The organism is Mammaliicoccus sp. I-M35 (assembly GCF_022386455.1).
In the GTDB taxonomy this organism is placed as follows: Bacteria; Bacillota; Bacilli; order Staphylococcales; family Staphylococcaceae; genus Mammaliicoccus; species Mammaliicoccus sciuri_A.
In genome coordinates this window covers 1-23,393 of sequence record NZ_JAJNIL010000005.1, presented here as the reverse complement: position 1 = coordinate 23,393, position 23,393 = coordinate 1, and the positions used below count along the sequence as shown (strand labels likewise).

23 protein-coding genes and 1 tRNA gene are annotated in these 23,393 nt (G+C 32.3%); 3 read left to right on the top strand and 21 right to left on the bottom strand.

All coding sequences use genetic code 11. The annotated features are described in order from the left end of the window. The first annotated feature begins 10 nt into the window (after window positions 1–10). Complete coding sequence (locus LQ679_RS06910) at window positions 11–448, top strand: GNAT family N-acetyltransferase (RefSeq protein WP_239748051.1); 438 nt, start codon at window positions 11–13, stop codon at window positions 446–448. Between the two features lie 262 nt (window positions 449–710). On the opposite strand, the gene LQ679_RS06905 is transcribed toward LQ679_RS06910, so the two are convergent. From LQ679_RS06905 to zapA, 16 genes are all read right to left on the bottom strand, one after another. Then, window positions 711–784, bottom strand: a tRNA-Arg gene (locus LQ679_RS06905). A gap of 122 nt (window positions 785–906) precedes the next feature. Continuing rightward, the gene (locus LQ679_RS06900; RefSeq protein WP_037587508.1) at window positions 907–1,122 is read right to left on the bottom strand and encodes a hypothetical protein; all 216 of its coding nucleotides are present in this window, start codon (window positions 1,120–1,122) and stop codon (window positions 907–909) included. A 182-nt stretch (window positions 1,123–1,304) separates the two neighbouring features. Further along, window positions 1,305–1,811, bottom strand: a complete 507-nt coding sequence (locus LQ679_RS06895) for a metallophosphoesterase family protein (RefSeq protein ID WP_037587506.1) — start codon at window positions 1,809–1,811, stop codon at window positions 1,305–1,307. Further along, a complete protein-coding gene (locus LQ679_RS06890) occupies window positions 1,808–2,392 on the bottom strand; it encodes an XTP/dITP diphosphatase (RefSeq protein ID WP_107576978.1) in 585 nt (194 codons plus the stop codon). The genes LQ679_RS06895 and LQ679_RS06890 overlap by 4 nt, the downstream gene beginning before the upstream one ends. A gap of 12 nt (window positions 2,393–2,404) precedes the next feature. Next, the gene (gene racE / locus LQ679_RS06885) at window positions 2,405–3,202 is read right to left on the bottom strand and encodes a glutamate racemase (protein WP_025904622.1); all 798 of its coding nucleotides are present in this window, start codon (window positions 3,200–3,202) and stop codon (window positions 2,405–2,407) included. Beyond that, window positions 3,199–3,633: a MarR family winged helix-turn-helix transcriptional regulator gene (locus LQ679_RS06880; RefSeq protein WP_025904623.1), complete on the bottom strand. Its 435-nt coding sequence runs from the start codon at window positions 3,631–3,633 to the stop codon at window positions 3,199–3,201. Before LQ679_RS06880 ends, racE begins: the two co-directional genes overlap by 4 nt. A gap of 149 nt (window positions 3,634–3,782) precedes the next feature. Continuing rightward, entirely contained in the window at window positions 3,783–4,592 is an 810-nt protein-coding gene (gene sdhB, locus LQ679_RS06875) for a succinate dehydrogenase iron-sulfur subunit (RefSeq protein ID WP_037587502.1), read from the bottom strand. A gap of 2 nt (window positions 4,593–4,594) precedes the next feature. Continuing rightward, entirely contained in the window at window positions 4,595–6,358 is a 1,764-nt protein-coding gene (sdhA, locus tag LQ679_RS06870) for a succinate dehydrogenase flavoprotein subunit (protein WP_037587500.1), read from the bottom strand. A 32-nt stretch (window positions 6,359–6,390) separates the two neighbouring features. Then, window positions 6,391–7,002, bottom strand: a complete 612-nt coding sequence (locus tag LQ679_RS06865; RefSeq protein ID WP_025904626.1) for a succinate dehydrogenase cytochrome b558 subunit — start codon at window positions 7,000–7,002, stop codon at window positions 6,391–6,393. A 195-nt stretch (window positions 7,003–7,197) separates the two neighbouring features. Further along, a complete protein-coding gene (gene uvrC / locus LQ679_RS06860; protein WP_239762321.1) occupies window positions 7,198–8,979 on the bottom strand; it encodes an excinuclease ABC subunit UvrC in 1,782 nt (593 codons plus the stop codon). A 150-nt stretch (window positions 8,980–9,129) separates the two neighbouring features. Continuing rightward, window positions 9,130–9,444 carry a thioredoxin gene (gene trxA / locus LQ679_RS06855; protein WP_025904628.1) on the bottom strand — a complete coding sequence of 105 codons (315 nt, stop codon included), beginning with the start codon at window positions 9,442–9,444 and terminating at the stop codon, window positions 9,130–9,132. Between the two features lie 111 nt (window positions 9,445–9,555). After that, a complete protein-coding gene (locus LQ679_RS06850) occupies window positions 9,556–10,302 on the bottom strand; it encodes an enoyl-CoA hydratase-related protein (RefSeq protein WP_037587496.1) in 747 nt (248 codons plus the stop codon). A 120-nt stretch (window positions 10,303–10,422) separates the two neighbouring features. Further along, window positions 10,423–12,771, bottom strand: coding sequence for an endonuclease MutS2 (locus tag LQ679_RS06845; protein WP_204168371.1), 2,349 nt, complete (start codon window positions 12,769–12,771; stop codon window positions 10,423–10,425). 26 nt (window positions 12,772–12,797) lie between these two features. Then, window positions 12,798–14,501, bottom strand: coding sequence for a DNA polymerase/3'-5' exonuclease PolX (polX, locus tag LQ679_RS06840; protein WP_204168372.1), 1,704 nt, complete (start codon window positions 14,499–14,501; stop codon window positions 12,798–12,800). A 61-nt stretch (window positions 14,502–14,562) separates the two neighbouring features. Further along, window positions 14,563–15,090, bottom strand: coding sequence for a CvpA family protein (locus LQ679_RS06835; RefSeq protein ID WP_037587489.1), 528 nt, complete (start codon window positions 15,088–15,090; stop codon window positions 14,563–14,565). Continuing rightward, entirely contained in the window at window positions 15,087–15,359 is a 273-nt protein-coding gene (gene zapA / locus LQ679_RS06830; RefSeq protein WP_025904633.1) for a cell division protein ZapA, read from the bottom strand. The genes LQ679_RS06835 and zapA overlap by 4 nt, the downstream gene beginning before the upstream one ends. Before the next feature lie 177 nt (window positions 15,360–15,536). On the opposite strand from zapA, the gene rnhC reads away from it, so the two are divergent. Continuing rightward, window positions 15,537–16,463, top strand: coding sequence for a ribonuclease HIII (gene rnhC / locus LQ679_RS06825; RefSeq protein WP_204255152.1), 927 nt, complete (start codon window positions 15,537–15,539; stop codon window positions 16,461–16,463). A 175-nt stretch (window positions 16,464–16,638) separates the two neighbouring features. Here rnhC and pheT read toward each other — a convergent pair whose 3' ends face one another. The 5 genes from pheT to LQ679_RS06800 form a co-directional block, all read right to left on the bottom strand. Beyond that, window positions 16,639–19,044, bottom strand: a complete 2,406-nt coding sequence (gene pheT, locus LQ679_RS06820; RefSeq protein ID WP_239762320.1) for a phenylalanine--tRNA ligase subunit beta — start codon at window positions 19,042–19,044, stop codon at window positions 16,639–16,641. Next, window positions 19,044–20,102 (bottom strand): phenylalanine--tRNA ligase subunit alpha, encoded by a 1,059-nt coding sequence (gene pheS, locus LQ679_RS06815; protein WP_025904636.1) that lies wholly within the window; start codon window positions 20,100–20,102, stop codon window positions 19,044–19,046. The genes pheT and pheS overlap by 1 nt, the downstream gene beginning before the upstream one ends. 297 nt (window positions 20,103–20,399) lie before the next feature. Then, window positions 20,400–21,140, bottom strand: a complete 741-nt coding sequence (locus LQ679_RS06810; RefSeq protein ID WP_204255149.1) for a TrmH family RNA methyltransferase — start codon at window positions 21,138–21,140, stop codon at window positions 20,400–20,402. 122 nt (window positions 21,141–21,262) lie between these two features. Further along, on the bottom strand, window positions 21,263–21,436 hold the full coding sequence (rpmF, locus tag LQ679_RS06805) for a 50S ribosomal protein L32 (RefSeq protein WP_025904638.1): 174 nt from the start codon (window positions 21,434–21,436) through the stop codon (window positions 21,263–21,265). Between the two features lie 38 nt (window positions 21,437–21,474). Then, complete coding sequence (locus LQ679_RS06800) at window positions 21,475–22,017, bottom strand: YceD family protein (protein ID WP_239762319.1); 543 nt, start codon at window positions 22,015–22,017, stop codon at window positions 21,475–21,477. Window positions 22,018–22,142: 125 nt separating this feature from the next. On the opposite strand from LQ679_RS06800, the gene LQ679_RS06795 reads away from it, so the two are divergent. Then, window positions 22,143–23,288 carry a nucleotidyltransferase gene (locus tag LQ679_RS06795; RefSeq protein ID WP_239762318.1) on the top strand — a complete coding sequence of 382 codons (1,146 nt, stop codon included), beginning with the start codon at window positions 22,143–22,145 and terminating at the stop codon, window positions 23,286–23,288. Window positions 23,289–23,393 lie beyond the last annotated feature (105 nt).

Genomic DNA, 23,393 nt, shown 5'->3' with positions numbered 1-23,393 from the left:
GGTGATAACAATGATACATATAAAAGAATTTTATAATTCATTACCAGAGTTGGAGAATAAAGAACTGTCTAAAATACATAATGAAATCTTCGATACAAATGAAAATTTAAACGACAAATTCTTAAGTAAAAATAAAGTTATAATTTTAGTCGCCTATAAAGAAAAGACAATTGTTGGATATAAAATTGGATATGAAATTGATTGTTCTACATTTTACAGTTGGTTAGGTGGCGTTGAAAAAAATAATCGAAATCATGGAATTGCGCAAATGCTTATGGATAAACAAATAAGCATATTAAAAAGTAAAAGGTATGAAAAAATTCAAACTAAAACTTTTAATAAATGGAAAAGCATGCTCATTTTAAATATAATAAATGACTTTCAAATAAAAAATTGTTATCCAGATAAAAATGACTTAGCGATTATTTTAGAGAAAGATATCAAATAGTAAATTACAAAAATAATCTACAACATAAATACTTGATGATCCATGTTGTAGATTATTATACTTTTGACACATATTTGACACCTGCATTCTGCTTTACTTTTATTAACCTTCTATAGAATATCCTTTGTAGTTATTACAATTTTTATAACGTTGGCGTTACGTTGGCGCAGTTACGCTATTTAACAAACCTTTTATATATACAAAAAAATCCCGTCATATCTACGTTACAAGTAACGAGATACAACGGGATATTGGTAATTTACGTCCTGGGAGGGATTCGAACCCCCGACCGACGGCTTAGAAGGCCGTTGCTCTATCCAGCTGAGCTACCAGGACATTTTCAACACAAGAATAATTATATCGAATAGATACTGATTTATCAATACTTTTTAAAAAGAAAAAGGTTTATTAAATCGCTTTCGAAGTATTATTACACGTTTAGTTATTTTATTTTACTTTTATTCGGTGATAACTATGTCATTAACTTTAACTGTATTGGCTTTTTCGGCTTTACACAAAGATTTATCTTCAAATATTTCTATAACACTCGCATGTACTAGTCCATTTGCTGTTAATACATATATGTTTTCGTTCTTATGTAAGTCGTTATATTCGTTTTTATTTATACAAAACTCATCATCATTGATAACTGATGTAACGTGTGTTCTGCCCATTTCTACCCCTCCTACGTATCATAACTTATTAGTTTTTACATAAAATTAACGACATTCATAATTATAAAACAATTTTTGTTTAATTGAAAGTTTATTCTAAATTTTTAATAAAATTGAGATATTCGTAAGAATATCTCAATAAATAAAATCTATTTGCCATTTTTGTTTTGCAAAATATATATTTAAAGTGCTAATGATAATTTTTCTATTTCTTCATTATTTCTATTTAAATATGTTAAAGTTGCATTATTTAATGCTTCGTCGAATTCGATGATGGCATATGTTTCTTCCCACTGTCCTCTTGTTTGAGAGATGCTTCCTGGGTTGATACAATAAACGCCATCTATTGACTCACATAAAGCTATATGACTATGTCCATAAAATGCAAATTTAGCATGGTTATTTTTAGCATGGGCACTTAATACTTCTCTAGATGCTTTAATATCATATCTATGACCATGTGTATAGAAATAACCAATACCTTCTATTTCACCTTGTTCTTCTATTGGAAATTGTGGATCGAAATCACAATTTCCTTTAACTCTTTGATACAAACTTAGTTCTGTATCGTTATAGTCAAATTCAGAATCACCTAAATGTAAAAATAAATCTGCGTCTTTATTTTTTTCGTATATTTCATGAAGTATGCCTTGTTCGCCATGATTATCGCTAACAATTACCCATTTCATTGGAATCGCTCCCCTATATCTTCATTCATTAATTTAATTGCATTACCACGGTGACTGATTGCACTTTTTTCTGCAGCAGTTAATTCTGCCATCGTTCTGTCTTGTGATGGTACGAAGAAAATTGGGTCATAGCCAAATCCATTTTCCCCTCGTGGTTCGTCTATAATTTCACCAGGTGCTTTACCTACATATGTAACAGTTTCTTTACCAGGCTCACTTACAGCAATGGCACAAACAAATTCTGCTGCTCTATCTTCTATACCCTTTAAGTTTGTTAATAATTTTTCTATATTATCTTGATCATTTTTTTGTGCGCCTGCATATCTTGCTGAATAAATACCTGGTTCACCATTTAAAGCTTTTACAGATAATCCGCTATCATCAGCAATAACGATTTTATTTAATTGTTTTGAAGCCGCTTCTGCTTTCAAAATTGCATTCTCTTCAAATGTTGTACCCGTTTCTTCTACATCAAAATCAGGTGCAATTTCAGAAATACCTATAACATTTGCTTTTGGAAAAATGGTTTTAAAGTCATTTATCTTTCCTTGGTTATTTGATGCAATAATAATATCTTTCATATTTATCTCTCCTTACAATGTTATTCGTTCAACATGAGCATCTTCTATATGTAGCCACTCTTTTATCGTTCTCGTAATATGTTCAACATCACCGTTTGCAAAAAATTGATGTTTCGGATTTGGTGTATAATAAGAATGCTCATTACTAAAAGTCAATAATGCACTTACTTCTCTTGCTGTTTCTAAACCTGAAGATATAATTGTCTTGCCATCATCAAAATACTGATGAATCGCATCATATAGTAGTGGATAATGTGTACATCCTAAAATTACTGTATCTGAGTCATCATATCGCCACTGTTTAAGCGTTTGATGGATAACAATACTCGTAATCGTCGGATCTTTATATCTCATTTGTTCAACTAAAGGAACGAATCCTGGACAAGCGACGCCTTTAACTTCTACTTGAGGATTAATAGATTTGATACTTCGTCTATATGCTTCAGATTTAATTGTCCCTTCAGTACCAAGAACAAGTACACGATTATTTTTAGTTGTCATAATTGCTGTTCTTGAACCTGGATCAATAACTCCAATCACGGGTATTGATAACATTTCTTGTAAAGGTTTCAAAGCAACCGCAGTAGCTGTGTTACATGCGATGACTAGCATTTTAATATCTTTTTCAACTAAAAAGTTAGCTAATTGAATGGTAAATGATTTAACTTCTTCTCTTGTTCTCGGGCCATAAGGACACCTTCCTATATCACCTAAATAAAATATCGTCTCATTTGGCAATTGTCGCATGATTTCTTTAGCAACTGTTAAACCACCAATTCCTGAGTCGATTACGCCAATTGGTTTATTCATTCATCTTCACTTCGCATTCTTTTCAACATAATTTCTAACGCTTCATTAAACTTTATTTTATCTTCATCTTCCATAATAGATAGAAGATCTTCAGTATAAATTTGTCTCGCCTGAACAACTTCGTCAATAAGTGCCGTGCCTTTTTCTAATAACTTGACGTGGAATACTCTTTTATCTTTCTCAGATTGAATTCTTTGAACGAGTTCTTTTTTCTCAAGTTTATCTACTATATCTGTTGTTGTAGAATATGCTAAAAATAAACGTTTAGATAACTCACCAATTGTAATTTGATCATGCTCATTGAGCCATTGTAAAGCAATAAATTGAGGCGGTGTTATATCATAAACCTTTAACTGCCCTCTTGATTTTAATTTCGTTCTTTCTACTATATGTCTTAACGAATATTCAATCTGTTTTGTAATTTCTTCCATAGTTGTTTGTACCTCTTTTCTCATCAAACTTATATTAATAATAATAACACATACGCTTATTTGCAGTTAATGAATTGGTCTTTATGTTATATAAATAAACAAATAAGAGGCCAAGACATAATATTATGTCCCAGCCTCTCATATCTTTATTAGTTTACTTCGTGATCTGAACCGAAGAATGATTTAAACATTTGGAAAGTAGCTTCTCTATTCATTGCTGCGATTGATGTTGTTAAAGGAATACCTTTTGGACAAGCATTTACACAGTTTTGAGAACTACCACACTCTTGTATACCACCATCAGACATAAGTGCTTTAATACGTTCATCTTTAGTCATGCTTCCAGTTGGATGCAAGTTGAATAAACGAACTTGAGATATTGCTTGAGCACCCATGAAATTATTATTCACGTTTACGTTCGGACAAACTTCTAAACATACACCACATGTCATACATTTAGAAAGTTCATATGCTGTTTGACGTTTTTTCTCAGGCATACGAGGTCCTGGTCCTAAGTCATAAGTACCATCAATTGGTACCCATGCTTTAACTTTTTTCAAGTTATCGAACATACGAGAACGGTCAACTTGTAAATCACGAATAACTGGGAATGTCTTCATTGGTTCAAGTTTAATTGGTTGTTCCAATTGATCAATAATAGCTGAACATGATTGACGAGCTTTACCGTTAATAACCATAGAACATGCACCACAAACTTCTTCAAGACAGTTCATATCCCAAGTTACTGGTGTCGTCTTTTCACCATTTGACTTAATCGGATTTCTTTGAATTTCCATTAAAGCTGCAATAACGTTCATATTTGGTCTATAAGGAATCTCAAATTTTTCTTCATAAGGTTGAGATTTATCATTTTCTTGACGTTTGATAATGATTGAAATCGTTTTGTTTTCTTGGTTTTGACCTTGTGCATTGTTTTCAACTGTTTGAGTGTCTGCCATAATTATTTACCTCCTTCAGATTTCTTAGAGTAATCACGTTTACGAGGTTTAATGTGACTAATATCCACTTCTTCATATGAAAATTCTGGTGCTTCTTTAGGTCCTCTAAATTGAGCAATCGTTGTTTTTAACCACTCTTCATCATTACGGTCTGGGAATTCAGGTTTGTAATGTGCACCACGTGATTCGTTACGATTATATGCACCAATCGTAATAACTCTTGCTAACACTAACATATTCCATAATTGACGCGTAAAGAATACAGCTTGGTTACTCCAAGTAGATGTATCTTCCATATCAATATTTTGATATCTTTCCATCAACTCAACAATTTTCTTATCTGTTTCAAGAAGTTTATCATTATGACGAACAACTGTAACATTGGCTGTCATAATTTCTCCTAATTCTTTGTGTAACTTATAAGCATTTTCTGTACCTTTAAGTTGTAATAAATGATCGAATTTTTCTTGTTCTTCATTTATACGTTTTTGGAAAATTTCTTCATCTAATTCTGTATATGATTTTTCAATATTATTAGCATATTTAACCGCATTTGGTCCTGCAACCATACCACCATAAATAGCAGATAATAATGAGTTTGCACCTAATCTATTACCACCATGTTGTGAGTAGTCACATTCACCAGCAGCGAATAAACCTTTAATATTTGTCATTTGATCAAAGTCTACCCAGATACCGCCCATTGAATAATGAACTGCTGGGAAAATTTTCATTGGGACTTTACGAGGGTCGTCACCAGTGAATTTTTCATATATTTCTATTATACCACCAAGCTTAACATCTAACTCATGTGCATCTTTGTGTGATAAATCAAGGTATACCATGTTTTCACCGTTAATACCAAGTTTTTGGTTCACACAAACATCGAATATTTCACGAGTCGCAATATCACGAGGTACTAAGTTACCGTAATCAGGATATTTTTCTTCTAAGAAATACCAAGGTTTACCGTCTTTATACGTCCAAATACGTCCACCTTCACCACGAGCTGATTCACTCATTAATCTTAATTTATCATCACCAGGAATTGCAGTTGGATGAATTTGAATAAACTCACCATTTGCATATTTAGCACCTTGTTGATAAACAACAGAAGCTGCTGAACCTGTATTAATCATTGAGTTAGTAGATTTACCAAATATGATACCTGGTCCACCAGTTGCCATAATTACAGCATCTGATCCAAATGATTCGATTTTAGAGTCTGTTAAGTTTTGAGCGATGATACCACGTGCAGCATCTTCCTCATCTTTAACAATACCTAAAAATTCCCAACCTTCATATTTTGTAACTAAACCTTTAACTTCATAACTTCTAACTTGTTCGTCTAATGCATATAGTAATTGTTGTCCAGTTGTTGCACCTGCATATGCAGTTCTATGATGCAAAGTACCACCAAATCGACGGAAATCTAAAAGACCTTCTGGTGTACGGTTAAACATAACACCCATTCTGTCTAATAAATGTATGATACTTGGTGCTGCTGCAGTCATATTTTTTACAGGTGTTTGGTTAGCGAGGAAATCTCCACCATACACTGTGTCATCAAAGTGAATGTCAACAGAGTCACCTTCACCTTTAGTATTGACAGCTCCGTTAATACCTCCTTGAGCACAAACAGAGTGTGAACGTTTAACAGGTACTAATGAGAATAAATCAACATGCGCACCTTGTTCAGCAGCTTTAATAGTTGCCATAAGTCCTGCTAAACCACCACCGACAACAATGATTTTGTTGTTTGCCATAAAAATTGTCACTCCCCTAAAAAGTATAAATCCTATACGAATGCAAAAATAGCTCTTAAGCCAATAATACTAATTACGATAAATACAAATAAAGTTACATAAGTCATAAAACGTTGTGATTTTGGTGATTGTGTAATTCCCCAAGTAATGAAGAATGACCATAAACCATTTGAGAAATGGAATATAACACTTAATACACCAATAACATATAGCGTTACAGAAATTGGATTAGATAAAATATCTGAAACCATATCAAAGTCAACGTGATGTCCTAATGCAGCTTGAATACGTGTTTGGTAAACATGAACAGCTATGAAAATAAATGATATGATACCAGTTAAACGTTGTAATAAGAACATCCAGTTTCTAAATAGTGAATGCCTTCCTACGTTTTCTTTAGCTGTAAACGCTATGTATAATCCATAAATAGCGTGGAATAGTATAGGAATATAAATAACTACAACTTCTAATACAATTTTAAATGGTAAATTCCACATAAAATCTGATGCTTTATTAAAAGCTTCTGGACTTATCGTTGCAAAATGGTTAATAACCAAATGCTGAATTAAGAATATTCCTATAGGAATTACACCTAATAATGAATGAATACGACGTAAAATAAACTGTTTTTCGCTTGACGCCAAAAGAAGTCCCCCCTAACTTTAATCTATGGCTCTATCGTTATATTAAGAATATAATAATCTGAAAACGATTACATACATCCCAAAAAAAATTCGATGAGCATTTACATGTATATTGTAACATCATTAAGTATGAATTTGGGCATGAGAATTATTCTCATACCCAAATATATAGATTTTTTGTTGTAATTTTACCATTTATTTACTAAGCTTATCTACTAAGTTTTGAGCAACCTTTTTCGGAACACCAATTTTAACAAAATCCTCTAAATTCGATTCTCTCATTTTTTTAATAGAGCCAAAATGTTTTAATAATGTTTGTTTACGTTTTGGTCCAATACCTTCTATTTCATCTAAAGCTGACTTAAGTGATGTTTTTTGTCGTGTTGATCTATGGAAACTAATTGCAAATCGGTGCACTTCATCTTGAATGCGTTGAAGTAAATAAAATTCTTGAGAATTTTTCTTTAGTGGTATAATTTCTGCTTGTGATCCGTACAATAATTCTGAAGTTTGGTGTTTGTCATTTTTACTTAGACCTGCAATTGGTATATCAAGTCCTAGTTCATTTTCTAATACATCTCTCACTGAAGACATATGTCCTTTACCACCATCGACAATAATCAAATCAGGAATTGGTAGTCCTTCTTTTAATACTCTTGTGTATCTTCTTCGAACCGCTTCTTGCATCGACTTATAATCATCTGGACCTTTTACAGATTTAATTTTATATTTGCGATAGTCCTTTTTACTTGGCTTACCATCCACAAAAGCTATCATAACAGACACTGGATCTACACCTTGAATATTAGAATTATCAAATGCTTCAATTCTAATCGGTGTTTGAATACCCATAGCCTCTCCTAAGTTCTCAATAGCTTTGATCGTTCTAGATTCATCTTTCGCAATTAATTCAAATTTATTTTTAAGTGAAATACTCGCATTTTTTATCGCAAGATCCACCATTTCTTTTTTCTGACCTCTTTTAGGCTGAACCACTTTTGAATCAACGACTGACTCAACTGTTTTAATGTCTAAATTTTTCGGAATATGAATTTCCTTAGGCGTTAAATGTTGATTTAAAGAATAGAATTGTCCAATAAATGTATAGAATTCTTCTTCAGCAGTTTGAATAATAGGTATCATAGATGCTTGTCTTTCAATTAATTTACCTTGTCTAATAAAGAATACTTGAATACACATCCACCCTTTATCAACAGAATAACCAAATATATCCCTCATTGTCATGTCTGCTGACATCATATTCTGTTTATAATTTAACATTTCAATATGTTGTATTAAGTCACGGTATTCTTTCGCTTCTTCAAACTTCAAAGCTTCACTCGCTTGATTCATCTTCTCGTTTAAGTCATTGACGATTGTTTTGTCATCACCATTTAGAAAATCAGTAATTTCTTTAACCATCGTTTGATACTCGCTTTGTTCGACTGGATAAACGCAAGGTCCTAAACATTGGCCAATATGATAATAAAGGCATACTTTATTTGGCATTGTGACACATTTTCTTAACGGATAAATTCTATCTAGTAATTTTTTCGTTTCATGTGCGGCATAAGCATTAGGATATGGTCCGAAGTATTTACCCGAATCTTTTTTTACAGTTCTCGTCACGATGAGTCTAGGATGTTTTTCTTTTGTAATTTTTATAAATGGATAACTTTTGTCATCTTTTAATAATATATTATAACGTGGTTGATGTTTTTTAATTAAGTTAAGTTCAAGTAATAAAGATTCTATTTCACTTGAAGTCACGATAAATTCAAAATCTCTAATCTCCCCTACGAGTCGAGTTGTCTTTTCATCATGTGCACCTGTGAAATAGCTGCGAACTCTGTTTCTTAATCGTTTAGCTTTTCCAACATATATGACTGTTTGTTGTCTATCTTTCATGATGTAACATCCAGGTTCTGTTGGTAAAACTTCAAGTTTTTGCTTAATTTTCTTTTGGTAGTCTTCCACCTTTATCACCTACCTTTTTAAATTCATTATATCAATAAAATTTGCATTGACCAAAACATACGTTCTATATAAATATCTATCATCACACAAAAACTGCCTACAAAGTCATATGCTTTGTAGACAGTTTGGATTAATCATAGGTTATAACGATTAATAATGTTTAGATAATACTTGTTCTAGTTGTTCTTTAGGTTGGAAACCTACTACTTTATCTACAGCTTCGCCATCTTTAAATACGATTAAAGTTGGGATACTCATAACTTCGTATTTAGCTGCTGTTGCTTGGTTTTCATCTACGTCTAATTTAACGATGTTAGCTTTACCTTCAACGTCTTTAGCTAAATCTTCTAATACTGGCGCGATCATTTTACAAGGTCCACACCATGGTGCCCAGAAGTCCACTAAACTAACGCCTTCTTTGATTTGTTCATCGAAATTTGCATCTGTTGCTTTTAATAATGCCATTGGAAAAATCCTCCTTGTTAACTTATGATAATGAGAGTATAGCACGCTTTATTTTGCAATGCATGTTGTTTGCTCAAAGTGTATTGTACTTGATATGAACTATATTAGCAATCACTTAAATTCAGGTTTTCTTTTGTTTATAAATGCATCAATACCTTCTTTTGCATTGTCGCTTTCAATAATATCAACGAAATGTCTTTCTTCAATTTGATCACTTTCTAATGATAAATCTAAATTAGACATTTGCTTGATGACTTTAATAGAGTCTAAAGATTTAGAAGCGATTGTAGTAGCTAATTTTTCAGTAGCTTGTTCTAATGCTTCTTTATCTTCAACTATTACATTAAATAAATGTTTCACTTCTTCTAAATTGATATTCTCACCAGTTAACGCAGCTTGTAATGCTTTATGTTGACCTACCATAGCAGATAATCGTCTGACACCACCAAAGCCTGGGAATATACCTAAGTTAATTTCAGGTAATCCTACTTTTGTATCTTTCGTGATTAATCTCATATCACATGCTAAAGCAAGTTCAAAGCCACCGCCTAAACAAACACCATGAATTGAACTGATAACTGGCTTATGACATGTCTTAATCAATCTAAATAATTTAGCACTTGTAGAAGCTAAATCTAATCTTTCATGTTTAGTTAGTTCTGGGAATGATTTAATATCTGCACCCGCAGAGAAACATTTTTCATTACCTTTTATAACGATGACTTTCACATCTTCATTGAATCCTTCTGTTTCAATTGCTTCAATAATGCTATTTAATACTGCCTCATTTAAAGCATTTACCGGACCATGATTTAATTGTATATAAAGAACGTGGTTTTCGACATTTGTATTTATCAAGAAAATTCCTCCTTATAAAAATATTAAGTATGCAATACCTGCTATAAATGTTAAAGCAGAAATAACGAGTAATACTTTAGCTAGTTTATACATATCAAAATTATCCAATATGTTTCCTCCTTATTTCAATGTTACAACAGTAACACCAAATCCACCTTCTGAAGGCATACCTGTACGATATGATTCTACAGAACGATGTTTTTTAAGATGGTCAGCTACACCTTTTTGTAATGCACCTGTACCTTTACCATGAATAATATTCACTGTACCGTAATTAGAAAGTACTGCTTGATCGATATATTGGTCTAATTCTAACATAGCATCTTCATATCGGTAACCACGTAAATCTAAATCCATTTTTATAGTAGATCGATTCGTTCTAGGAACAACTTTACTTGGTTGTTGTTTCTTTTTATCTAGTTTTTCTAAATCTTTTACTTCTATTTTCATTTTGAGTATACCCATCTGAACAACAACTTCTTCATCGCTGATCACATCGATAACTTCACCTTTTTGACCGTATGATAATACTTTAACGTCATCACCTTTTTCAATCTTATCGTGACGTTCTTTCTTAACATTTTGTTTCAGAGATTGCGATGTATATTGATTATCAAGTCGTTTCTTTCGCTCAATGAGTTCATGCTCTTTTACATTTGCAGCTGAATTATCTCGCATATCTCTTAGTTCTTGAAGGATTGTTTCCGCTTCTTCAGTCTTCTGTTTAACTTCTTGATTCGCTTTATTTCTCGCTTCATCCATCAGTTGTGTTTTGAAGTTTTCAAAGCGTTGTAATTCTTGCGTTAATGATTGATGCAAGTCTATAGATTCTTGTTTTAATTTTTCAACTTCAATACGATCATTTTCGACAGATTTAGCATTTTTCTCAAGTGATTCTATCATGACATTGATTTCTTTTTCATCTTGACCAATCAGTGATTTTGCATGATTGATGAGTTCATTTTTTAGCCCTAATTTTTTAGAGATTTCAAATGCGTTTGAGCGTCCTGGTATACCCATTAATAATTTATAAGTTGGTCTTAATGTTTCAACGTCAAATTCAACACTTGCATTCATCACTTTCTCTCGATTATAGCTATATGCTTTAAGTTCAGGATAATGTGTTGTTGCCATGATTAAAGCATCTCTTTCAATCGTATAATCTAAAATACTCATTGCTAATGCTGCACCTTCACTCGGATCAGTTCCTGCTCCTAATTCATCAAATAAAATTAATGAGTCTTTATCCGCTTGATCAATAATGTTGACGATATTTTTCATATGTGATGAAAAAGTCGATAACGATTGTTCAATAGATTGTTCGTCACCAATGTCACAAAATACTTTCTTAAATATTGTTATAATTGCGCCATCTAATGTCGGAATTAACAAACCAGATTGTGCCATTAACGTGATTAAACCAACTGTTTTTAAGGTAACGGTCTTACCACCAGTATTAGGACCTGTAATAATAACAGCATTAATGTCTTCTTTAAATTCAATCGTATTGCTAACAACTTCTGATTGATTAATTAATGGATGTCTTGCTTTAGGTAAATATATTGCTCTATCTTCAGATATGATTGGTTTAGTAGCTTTAATAGTTGCACCGAATTTAGCTTTTGCTGTCACAAAGTCTAAATGCCCCATAACTTCTGTACTTGAAAGTAATTCATAGCCTACTTCGCTTACTTGTTCTGTCAGTATATATAACAATCTATCTTTTTCTTCTTTTTCTTTAGCTTTAACTTGAGCAATTTGATTATGCATTTCAACAATTGCACTTGGTTCAATATATAATGTTTGGCCAGATGCAGATTGATCATGCACGATACCATTAAAATCTTGACGATATTCTGCTTTAACCGGAAGTACATGTCTATCATTTCTAACCGTTACAATAGAGTCCGATAATTTCTTCTGATTAGCTGAAGATCTAACCATTTGTTCTAATCTTGATTTAATACGATCGTTCGTTTTTTTAATTTGATGTCTCAATTCAGCTAATTTCGGACTTGCCGTATCAAACAAATCGTGTTCATCACACTGTTCACTTATTTGATTCAGTAAGTCACTTAATACTGGCAATTGCGCTACATAACCATCGATATTTGGATAAAGGATTGCTTCATCTTCATCAACGATACTAGCGTAAAATGTTTTGAATCTATTTTGAACTTGAATATTACGTTTAATTTGGTTTAATTCTTCAACGTATAACAAACTGCCAATTTCTGCACGTCTTACATAGGATTTAATATCTTTTAGCCCTGAATACCCAGGTACTCTATGTTTATTATAAATTTGAGTCATTTCGTCTGTTTCATTTATGCTTTGCTGAACCGTTTCAAGTTCATCACTTGGTTTAAGTTCGTTAATAATACGTTCAGCAATATCACTTGTCGCATGAGTAGACAATTGTTGAATAATTAAGGGATATTCAAGAACTTTTAATGTTTTCTCATTCATATTATCTTCCCTCTTCTTTTAATACTTTATTTTGTTGATTGGATCCATTTTTTAAATGCCTCACGTGATTTAGCATTAATAACTTGTGATTTTTTAACCCAACCTTTTTGAGCCGTTCCAACACCATATTTCATGAAATCAAAATGATCAATATGATGGGCATCCGTATTAATTGTAATCATTAGGTCAGGATTATTTTTTAATACGTCAGCGTTTAAATCTAATCGTTGTGGATTAGCATTCAGTTCTAATACTGTATTAGTATCTCTTGCCATTTTAATAAGTTCATCAATATTAGGACGATATCCTTCTCTTCTGCCAATAATTCTACCTGTCGGATGTGCTATATGTCTGACATATTGATTTTCACATGCAGTTCTAAGTCTATTCATAATCTCTTCTTCAGATTGATTGAAACTTTGGTGGATTGCTGCAATCACATAATCTAATTCTTTCAATACGTCATCTGGATAATCTAAACTACCATCTGGTTTAATATCCATTTCTGTACCACTATAAATATCAATTTCTTTATATGATTCATTTAGTTTTTTAATTTTTTCGTTTTGTTCCAATAAACGTTCAATAGATAATCCATTTGCTACTGCTAAACTTCTAGAATGGTCTGTAATACAAATAAATTGATATTGACGTTCAATTGCCGCTTCAATCATTTCTTCAAGTTTAAATGCACCATCACTATAAGTTGTATGCATATGAATATCACCATTAATATCTTCTAACTGTATGATATCTTGAATATCTTTATCAAATTCTGTACCATCCTCACGCATTGTTGGTGGTATATATGGCACGTTAAAATGATCATAAATTTCCTTTTCACTTTGATAAGTAATGATGTTACCATTTGCTTCTTCTATACCATATTCACTTACTTTTTCATTTTTTTGTTTAGCAAGTTGTCTAATTTTTATATTATGGTCTTTAGAACCTGTAAAATGTTGCAATGTATGATAGAAAGCTTCTGGTTGAATCAGTCTAAAATCAACACCAATAACATTATCTTCAATTTGTAAATCTAAAGAAACTTTCGTTTGGCCAACAGCAATTTGTTCTTTAATATCTGGAAACTCAAGTAGTGCTTGTTGTACTTTTGTAGGTTCTTCAGTCGAAATAATATAATCTAAGTCTTTGCTCATTTCTTTCATTCTTCTGAAACTACCTGCAACTTGATATTGAATAATACCTTCAATATTATCTAAAAATTGATTAATCACTTCATGTGCTTTAATCATAGTATTGATTGGATATTTTTCAGGTCGTTGCCCTAACACTTTCGCTTCTTCAAGAAGTTTTTGTTCTGTCTTTTTCGCAAAACCTGGTAATTCAGACACTTGATTATTTTCACACGCTTTGATTAAATCTTCTTTATTTTTTATATCTAATTCTTTATATAATTTCGCAATTTTTTTACTACCTAATCCAGGTATTTTTAATAATGGAATAAGTCCTTCTGGAATTTCTTGTTTTAACTCATCTAAATAACTTTGTGTCCCATTATCTATATATTCATTTATGACATCGCCTACACCTTTACCAATGCCTTTTAATGATGTCACATCTTCAATTTCGTTTAACGTTCTTTCATCTGTTTCCAATGATTGACTTGCTTTTCTATATGCTGATACTTTAAATGGATTCTCACCTTTAATTTCCATGTATATTGCAATTGTTTCTAACATTTTTACGATATCTTTTTTTGTTAACATGTCTATTCCTCCGTAAAAAAAGTCATAGGTTCTCCCATGACTTTTTTCAATATGAATTCATTTAATTTGAAAGCCATTTTACTAATTGATCAGATAAGAATGGTGTCTTTGTTAATACTGCATTTCCAATAGAAGACTGTTGTAATGCATCTATAAAAGGTGCTACGGGGATTACCGCAACTGCTGCTAGTATGATAATTACAACTAAATATGCTTCTATAAATCCAAGTACGATACCATAATACCTTGCATATTTACCGCCAAATTCCATTTGATGATAAAAATCAAATACTGTTGCTACAATTTGTAAAATTATTTTAGTAAAAACAAATAAAATGAGAATCGCCATAATATTATAAAATGCATTCTCATTATTAATACTGTTAAATATTGCATTCTTACCTTCTGTAGACGCACTCGGATAAGGTAATATTAAATGCAATTGCTTGCTAAATGGTGCGTAACAAATGCTGGCAATCACCAATGAACTAATCGTGCCGATAGAATGTAATGATTGTAATACTAAACTACGTCTATATCCAATGATGACACCTATAATTAAACATAAAAATATAAGTAATGTTATCATTCTAAATGTCCTTTATTTTTTAATTGTTTGATTTCTTCTCTTAACTTTTCATTTTCTTCTTCTAATTTAACATATTCATGCATAACATTAACAGCTGTAAGAACAGATTTACGCGTTGTATCCAAGCCTGCATTTAATTGCCCGAGCGCTTGCAACTTTTCATCCACTCTACCAGCTACATATCGAATATGTGATGGATCGTCTTCACCAATAATTGTATAATGTTGATCATTTATAACCACTGTCACTCTATTTTTATTTTCACTCATTATACTACCCCTGTTCAAATTATAAATGGATTTCTATATATGTAATCATACTATATTATACATGACATAAGTTCATTTGTGTATGAATATCCACCAACTTGATTTGAGAAAATTCGTTTATATCATAAATTTATGCTACTCTATTTATAGAAAAAATTAAAAAGGCAGGACTTAAAAGTGGCAAACATCGTAAAAACAATTGACTCCAATACAATCAATCAACTTATAAAACAATATAATATGGAAACAAAGAACTTACCAACTGGCACTTTAGCCCGCAAGAAAATAAAAAGTACACAAGTCCAAATATACCGTTCAAAAAAAATAATGTTTCAAGGTAAAGATGCAGAACAAGTAGCAAGTGAAGTACTTAATCAAAACATAACGTCATCACCATCTAAAGCAACGCCAGCTACAAAAAAATATGAATTTGATATACATAATACAATTGGTAGTGATGAAGCAGGAAGTGGCGATTATTTTGGCCCACTTACAGTATGTGCAGCATACGTATCTAAACAAAACGCTAAAATATTAAAAGAAATTGGTGTAATGGACTCCAAGTCTTTAACTGATCCTAAAATTGTAGAACTAGCTGAACAAATTATACAAATATGCCCTCATTCTCTAATTGTACTTGATAATCCCAACTACAATACAAAGCAAGCAGAAGGTTGGAGTCAAGTTAAAATGAAAGCAGTCCTTCACAATCAAGCGATTAAAAATGTCATCTCACGAATCGACGAACAAGAATTAGAACAAATTGTGATTGACCAGTTTGTGCAAGCAAGCACTTATGAACGATACATCATTGGTCAAATGCCACGAAAAGACATTACACACTTTGAAACAAAAGGTGAATCAAAATCTATCGCAATTGCTGCAGCAAGTATTATCGCAAGATATGCTTTTGTTAAACACATGGATCAATTAGCAAAATCTTTAAATGTCATTATTCCTAAAGGCGCAAGTAATAAAGTAGATCTAGAAGCAGCAAAAATCGTCCAAAAATATGACATGCAACAGTTAGATAACATTACGAAAACACATTTTAAAAATAGAGATAAAGTATTAGACCTTATTAATCGAAAAAGGAGAAATTAATATGTTACTTATCACTTTCAGTTGGCAAGTCATACTTGCCCTAATCATTATTTGCTATTTAATTTGGTTTATCGGTAAACAACTGACCAATTCAACAAACAAACGAAAAAAATAATATAAAAACACAGCAAGCTGATATGAACCTTCAGATTGCTGTGTTTTTTATTTATATATCTTATGCTCTTAATGTCGCACCATTTTGTTCTAATGCTGTTAAGATCTGCTCGTGAATTGCTGAAACTTTATCTTCTGTCAATGTTTCATTAACGTCTAAATAATCTAAGCGAATTGCGACCGATTTCTTGCCTGGTTCCATATGTTCGCCTTCGTATACGTCAAATACTTCTGCGTTATTTAATATATCTGCACCATTTTCATTAATTGTATGAATAAGTGTAGCTGCCGTAACTTCTGTGTTAACAACAAGTGCAATATCTCTTGAAACTCCTGGGAATTTTGGAATAGCTTCGTATTCAATTTTGCCAACAGGTTGTCCTAAGATTTTTGTGAAGTTTAACTCAAACACATAAGTGCGGTCTAAGTCATTTTCTTTTTCAACTTTCGGATGTAATTCTGCTATTAAACCAACAACTTCATCATTTAATTTAACGTACGCTGTTCTACCTGGATGTAATAAGTCTAATGTCGTCGCTTCATAAGTGAACGTTAAGTTTAATTGTTCTGCAATACGTTCTACTATACCTTTCACTAAGAAGAAATCAACAGGTTCATCTTTTTGTTGCCATTTATTACCTGTATATTGTCCGGTTAATATACCACTTAAAAATTCAACTTCTGTTGGTAATTGATCTTTTCCGTTACTATAGAACACTTTACCAAGTTCATATAATGCAACGTTTTTATTCTTACGTGCAACATTATAACGTGTAGCATCAACTAATCTAGGTAATAAACTTTGACGTAATACAGCTTGATCTTCACTCATAGGCATCATAAGTTCTACAACTTCTTGTTGTTCTAAAGTATAGTTTTGAGCAACATCTTTACGAACTAATGAATACGTAATCGCTTGATCTAAACCAGCACCTTCAAGAATTTCTTTAACTTTTCGTGTCTTCAATTGGTTATCTGTTAAGTAGCCGGCAGTTGCATTATCAAAGTTTGGTAATGTCGAAGGTAATTGATCATATCCGTAAATACGCGCAACCTCTTCGATTAAGTCTGCTTTAATCGAAATATCATTTCTTCTTGATGGCACTTCTACTTTAAAGGCATCTTCAGAGACAATCGTTTTAAATCCTAAACGATTAAATATTGTATTAATTTCATTTGTAGAAAGATCGAAACCGATTAATTGGTTAACATCTTGTGTTGTAATGTCTATCGTACGAGACAATTCTGGTAAAGTACCGTCTGATACAACTTCACTTAACACAGTTCCACCAGCAATATCTTGTAATAATTTTGCTGCTCTATCTAAAGCATCGAGTACTCTTTCACTCGCAATACCTTTTTCGAATCTGCTTGAAGCTTCACTTCTTAAGCCTAATCGTCTTGATGTTTGTCTAACATTTGTGGCATTAAATAATGCACTTTCGATTACGACATTTTGAGTGTTTTCTGTAACTTCTGAGAAATCGCCACCCATTACACCAGCGATTGCAATTGGTTCTTCACCATTTGTAATAACAAGGTCTGAAGTAAGTAGTTCTCTCTCAACATTATCTAATGTCGTGATTTTTTCATTTTCATGTGCGTAACGTGCAACAATTTGATCTGAACCAATTTTGTCTTGATCAAACATGTGTAACGGTTGACCGTACTCTAAAAGTACGTAATTCGAAACATCTACCACGTTGTTAATTGGACGGATGCCAGCTTTCATTAATCTAGACTGCATCCATGATGGAGATGGTTCAATTGTTACATTTTTAACAACTCTAGCTGCATAGAATGGAACACCTTCTTGATCTTGAACAGTCACTGATAATGATTCACTAGCTTTTTCTTCAGATTCATCTAAAGAAGTATTTGGGTATTGTATGTCATTGCCATATAATGCACTCACTTCATGCGCAGCACCAAGCATACTTAAACAGTCTGCTCTATTTGGTGTCAAATCAAAGTCTAATACATCGTCACTTAATAATAATGCTTCTAGTGCATCACTACCAGGCGTTGGTTCGTTTGAGAAGACGTAAATGCCATCTGCATATTTTTTAGGCATCACATTTGGATCAATACCTATTTCTTGTAACGAACAAATCATACCTTCTGATACTTCACCGCGTAATTTAGCTCTTTTAATTTTAACGCCACCAGGTAAACGACCACCTACTCTTACAACGATGACATATTGATCTTTATCTACATTTGGTGCACCACAAACGATTTGTACGGGTTCTTCTTCACCAACATCCACTTTACAAATATTCAGTTTATCTGCTTCTGGATGTTTCTCTTTAGAAAGCACATGTCCAACTACTAATTTTTTAATATCGTCTCCATAATGTGTAACACTATCAACTTCAATACCACTTCTTGTAATTTTTTCAGCTAAATCTTCAGTATTAGCATCTATATTTATATATTCACTTAACCACTCTTTACTTACTAACATTATGCTTCACCACCATCTTCTACAGGCTTAAATTGTTCTAAAAATCTCACGTCGTTTGTATAGAAATGTCTAATATCTTCAATTCCATATTTCAACATTGCCATTCTGTCTGGTCCTAAACCAAAAGCAAATCCAGAATATTTATTTGAATCAAAGCCAGCCATTTCTAATACATTTGGATGTACCATTCCTGAACCAAGAACTTCTATCCAACCTGTTTGTTTACAAACGTTACATCCTTTACCTTTACATTTGAAACATGACACATCTACTTCAACTGATGGTTCAGTGAATGGGAAGAAACTTGGTCTTAATCTAATTTCACGATCTTTACCAAATAATTTACGTGCTAATAATTCTAATGTTCCTTTTAAGTCACTCATCTTGATATTTTCAGCTACGACTAAACCTTCAATTTGCGTAAATTGATGACTGTGCGTCGCATCATCAGAGTCTCTACGGTAAACTTTACCTGGACAGATAATTTTAACTGGTCCAACACCATTACGTTTTTCTAAAGTTCTCGCTTGTACAGGAGATGTATGAGTACGCATTAAGATTTCTTCTGAAATATAAAAAGTATCTTGCATATCACGTGCTGGATGAGACTTTGGTAAATTAAGTGCTTCAAAGTTATAATAGTCAGACTCTACTTCATAACCTTCAACGATTTCATAACCTAAACCAATAAATAAATCTTCTAAATCTTCATTGATTTTAGTTAGTGGATGTTTCGCACCTAAACTTACTTTTCTACCAGGTAACGTTACATCGATTGTTTCATTCTCTAATTGTTGGTTTAATGCTTCCTCTTCTAAAAGTACTTGTTTAGCTTCGATTTCTTTCTCAACAGCTTTACGTACTTCGTTCACAAGTTGACCGAATTCTGGTCTTTCTTCTTTAGGTAATTCTTTCATTTCTTTCATAAGGCCTGTAATAACGCCTTTTTTACCTAAATAATTTACTTTCACGTCTTGTAATGATCTTTCTGCTTTTGCTTCATTAATTCTTACAAGCGCATCTTGTCTTAATTCAGATAACTTTTCTCGTAATGACATATATATCCTCCTATTTTGGTCGAAAAAAAGACTCCGCCTCCTCAAATATAGAGGGACGAAGTCTTCCGTGGTACCACCCAAATTTATACATAGTTATGCATACACTTATATGTTGATAACGGATCTACATTCCGACTTAAATTTCTTTAAGTAGCTAAAAAGATGAAAAAAATTAAGTTACAACATAGGATTTTTCAGTCTCGAATCCATTCCCTTGTCATGTGTAAACATTAATTTACGTCCTTTTGTAAGCTCATATTGATTATGAAATCATTATATTAAATATTATATAATTGGTCAACCTTTCAAATGATAAAGCAAGATACCACAAGATACAGCTACATTTAAACTTTCAGCTTTGCCATATAGCGGTATATGAAGATTCTTAGTCGTTTGTTCGAGTATCGCTGGATCAACACCTGCACCTTCATTACCCATAATTAATGCAAAGTTTGAATGGCTTTCGACTTCTCGATATTCAACTGCATTTTGAAGACTTGTTCCATAAGTTTCGCCATCAAATTGTTCCATAAATTCAAATATATCTTGCTCAACAACTGGTAAATGAAAGACACTACCTTGTGAAGCACGTAATACTTTATCTTGATATGGATCAGCACTTCCTTTTGAATAAATAACAGCGTCCATACCTGCAGCATCAGCGTTACGAATCAATGCACCCATATTGCCTGGATCTTGTACTCTATCTAATACAAGGACTTGTTTAAAATTACTCGTTTCATATGTAGGCATGTCGACAACCGCAAATATACCTTGAGGTGTCGTTGTGTCTGATAATGATTCTGCTACTTTAAAATTAATGACATATGCTTCCTTTGCATATTCAACAATTTTCTCATCAACTCTTGCATAATCTACTGCTAATAATGTAACGATAGTCAGTTGACTATGATAAGCTTCTTCGATTAAATGAAAACCTTCAATCAGAAATTGACCTTGTTTAACACGTTCTTTTTTCTTTTTTAATTTATTCATTTGTTTAATTTTATTATTTTGAACTGAAGTAATTTCTTCCATAGTAACGCCTCATCTTCTCATTGTGATATAAAAATATTATATACGAAAAAAGACTGCCAACAAAGTCAAAGACATTGATGACAGTCTTAAGCACCTTAGTTTAGGTGTTTAAATATTAATTATTATTTAGAAACGACTTCTTTACCTTTGTATGATCCACATGCTTTACATACACGGTGAGATAATTTCATTTCTCCACAGTTTGAACATTCTACCATACCTGGTACTGAGATTTTGAAATGCGTACGACGTTTTCTTTTAGCTGTTTTTGAAGTTCTTCTAGCTGGAACTGCCATGTCTTATTCCTCCTTAAATTTTATAAACACTTTTCCGATTATTTTTCGTCATCGAAGAATTGTTGTAATTTTTGAAGTCTTGGATCAACTTTCTTTTCAGTTTCTTGTTCTGAATCTTCGGTTGACTCAATTTGATCTTCGCCAATAACTTCCCAACCATCGCCTGCCATTGAAATATCTTCGCTACCTTCAGAGAATACTTGTAACGGTTTCTCTAAAATAACAAGTTCTTCAATGATTGGTAATAAATTAATCATGCCGCCTTCGAGTTTATGTCTCAATTCGTCATCATCATTATTATTTTCACTGAATTCATCTAGCTCAAATATTTCTACTGATGTAGTATCAAATGGTAGCTCTACTGGCTTTAAAGTACGGGCACATGGTAACGTCAATACACCATTAATGTCAAGATTGACAATTATCTCATGCATTCGCACTTGAACGTCTCCTGTTACTTTTATTGGAGATATATCGATAAGTTCATCTACCCTATCAATAAGGTATTTCATATCGATTTCTTTATCAAAAGTAAATGGTTCGTTTTGGTATTTTTTAAGTTGTGTTATTGACCACTTCATCTGGGTTCACCTCTTACAAACACAAAAATTATTGTAACCTTAACGACAATGTTTGTCAAGATTTTTTCTTAACATTCATTATCTGATACAATACTTATGATGAAGTGAAATGGGAGGAAATGCAAATGAAAAGTGTTGCTTTAATAACAGAATATAATCCATTTCATAATGGGCATGTATATCACGCAGAATCTTCTAGAAAATTAACAAAAAGTGATGTTGCTATTTCTATTATGAGTGGTTCTTTTACAATGCGTGGAGAACCAGCAATTTTAAGTAAGTTTAAGCGTGCCGAAATGGCCATTCAATATGTAGATTTAGTTATTGAATTGCCCCTTGTATATGCCATATCATCTGGTGATTTATTTGCTAAAGGCAGCGTTCAAATAGCAGAACAACTTGGATGTGACACATTATCTTTTGGAAGCGAATCTGGAAATATTGACGATATTAAACATGTCATTAAAGAAATAGAACAAGTATCTAAAAGTGAAAAATACAAACAAATGTTGAAAGAAGGAAAATCACACCCGAGAATTATTTCAGAATTAATACCTCATAATCAAATGCTTAAAGGTTCAAATAATTTACTCGCAATTGAATATGTGAAACATATCATGCAGCATAACTTAGCAATAGAACCAACAACGATTCAAAGAAAAGATAATATGTATTTAGATGCTCATTTAAACGAAACAACACACATTTCAAGTGCAACTTCTATACGTAACGCCTATTTTAGACAGGACGATACATATCAATTAAGTTTACCGATAACAAGTTCAAATATATTAAAGCACGCTCATGCAGTTAACTGGGATCACTTTTTCCCATTATTAAAATGGACAATATTAAGAGCTACCCATGAAGAATTGCAAGACATATATATGATGACTGAAGGATTAGAATATAAAGTTAAAAAAGAAATTAAAGAAAGTACGAACTTTGAAATGTTTGTACAAAAGCTCAAATCTAAGCGATATACGTGGACAAGAATACAACGCTTGTTAACCGCAATTTTGTTAAACGTTTCGAATGAACAAGTTTCTGAATATAATCCAACTGCCATACGTGTACTTGCAATGTCTAAAAAAGGACAAGCATATTTAAAATCTATTAAAGAATCATGTCCGTTACCTATCGTTACAAATGTAAATAAACAAACAGCTGCTCACTTCACTAATGAAATTAAAGCAACAGATTTATATCAATATATTTCAGGTGATTCTGATACTGATTTTAATAAACCAGTCATAATAAAAAACGCATGACATATGCATGCGTTTCAGAGTGTCGACAAAGTCTTAGACTTTGCCGGCATTTTTTTATGCGCATGCTTTCCGCGGGCATGTTCTCAGCCTGTAGTCTTCGAATCA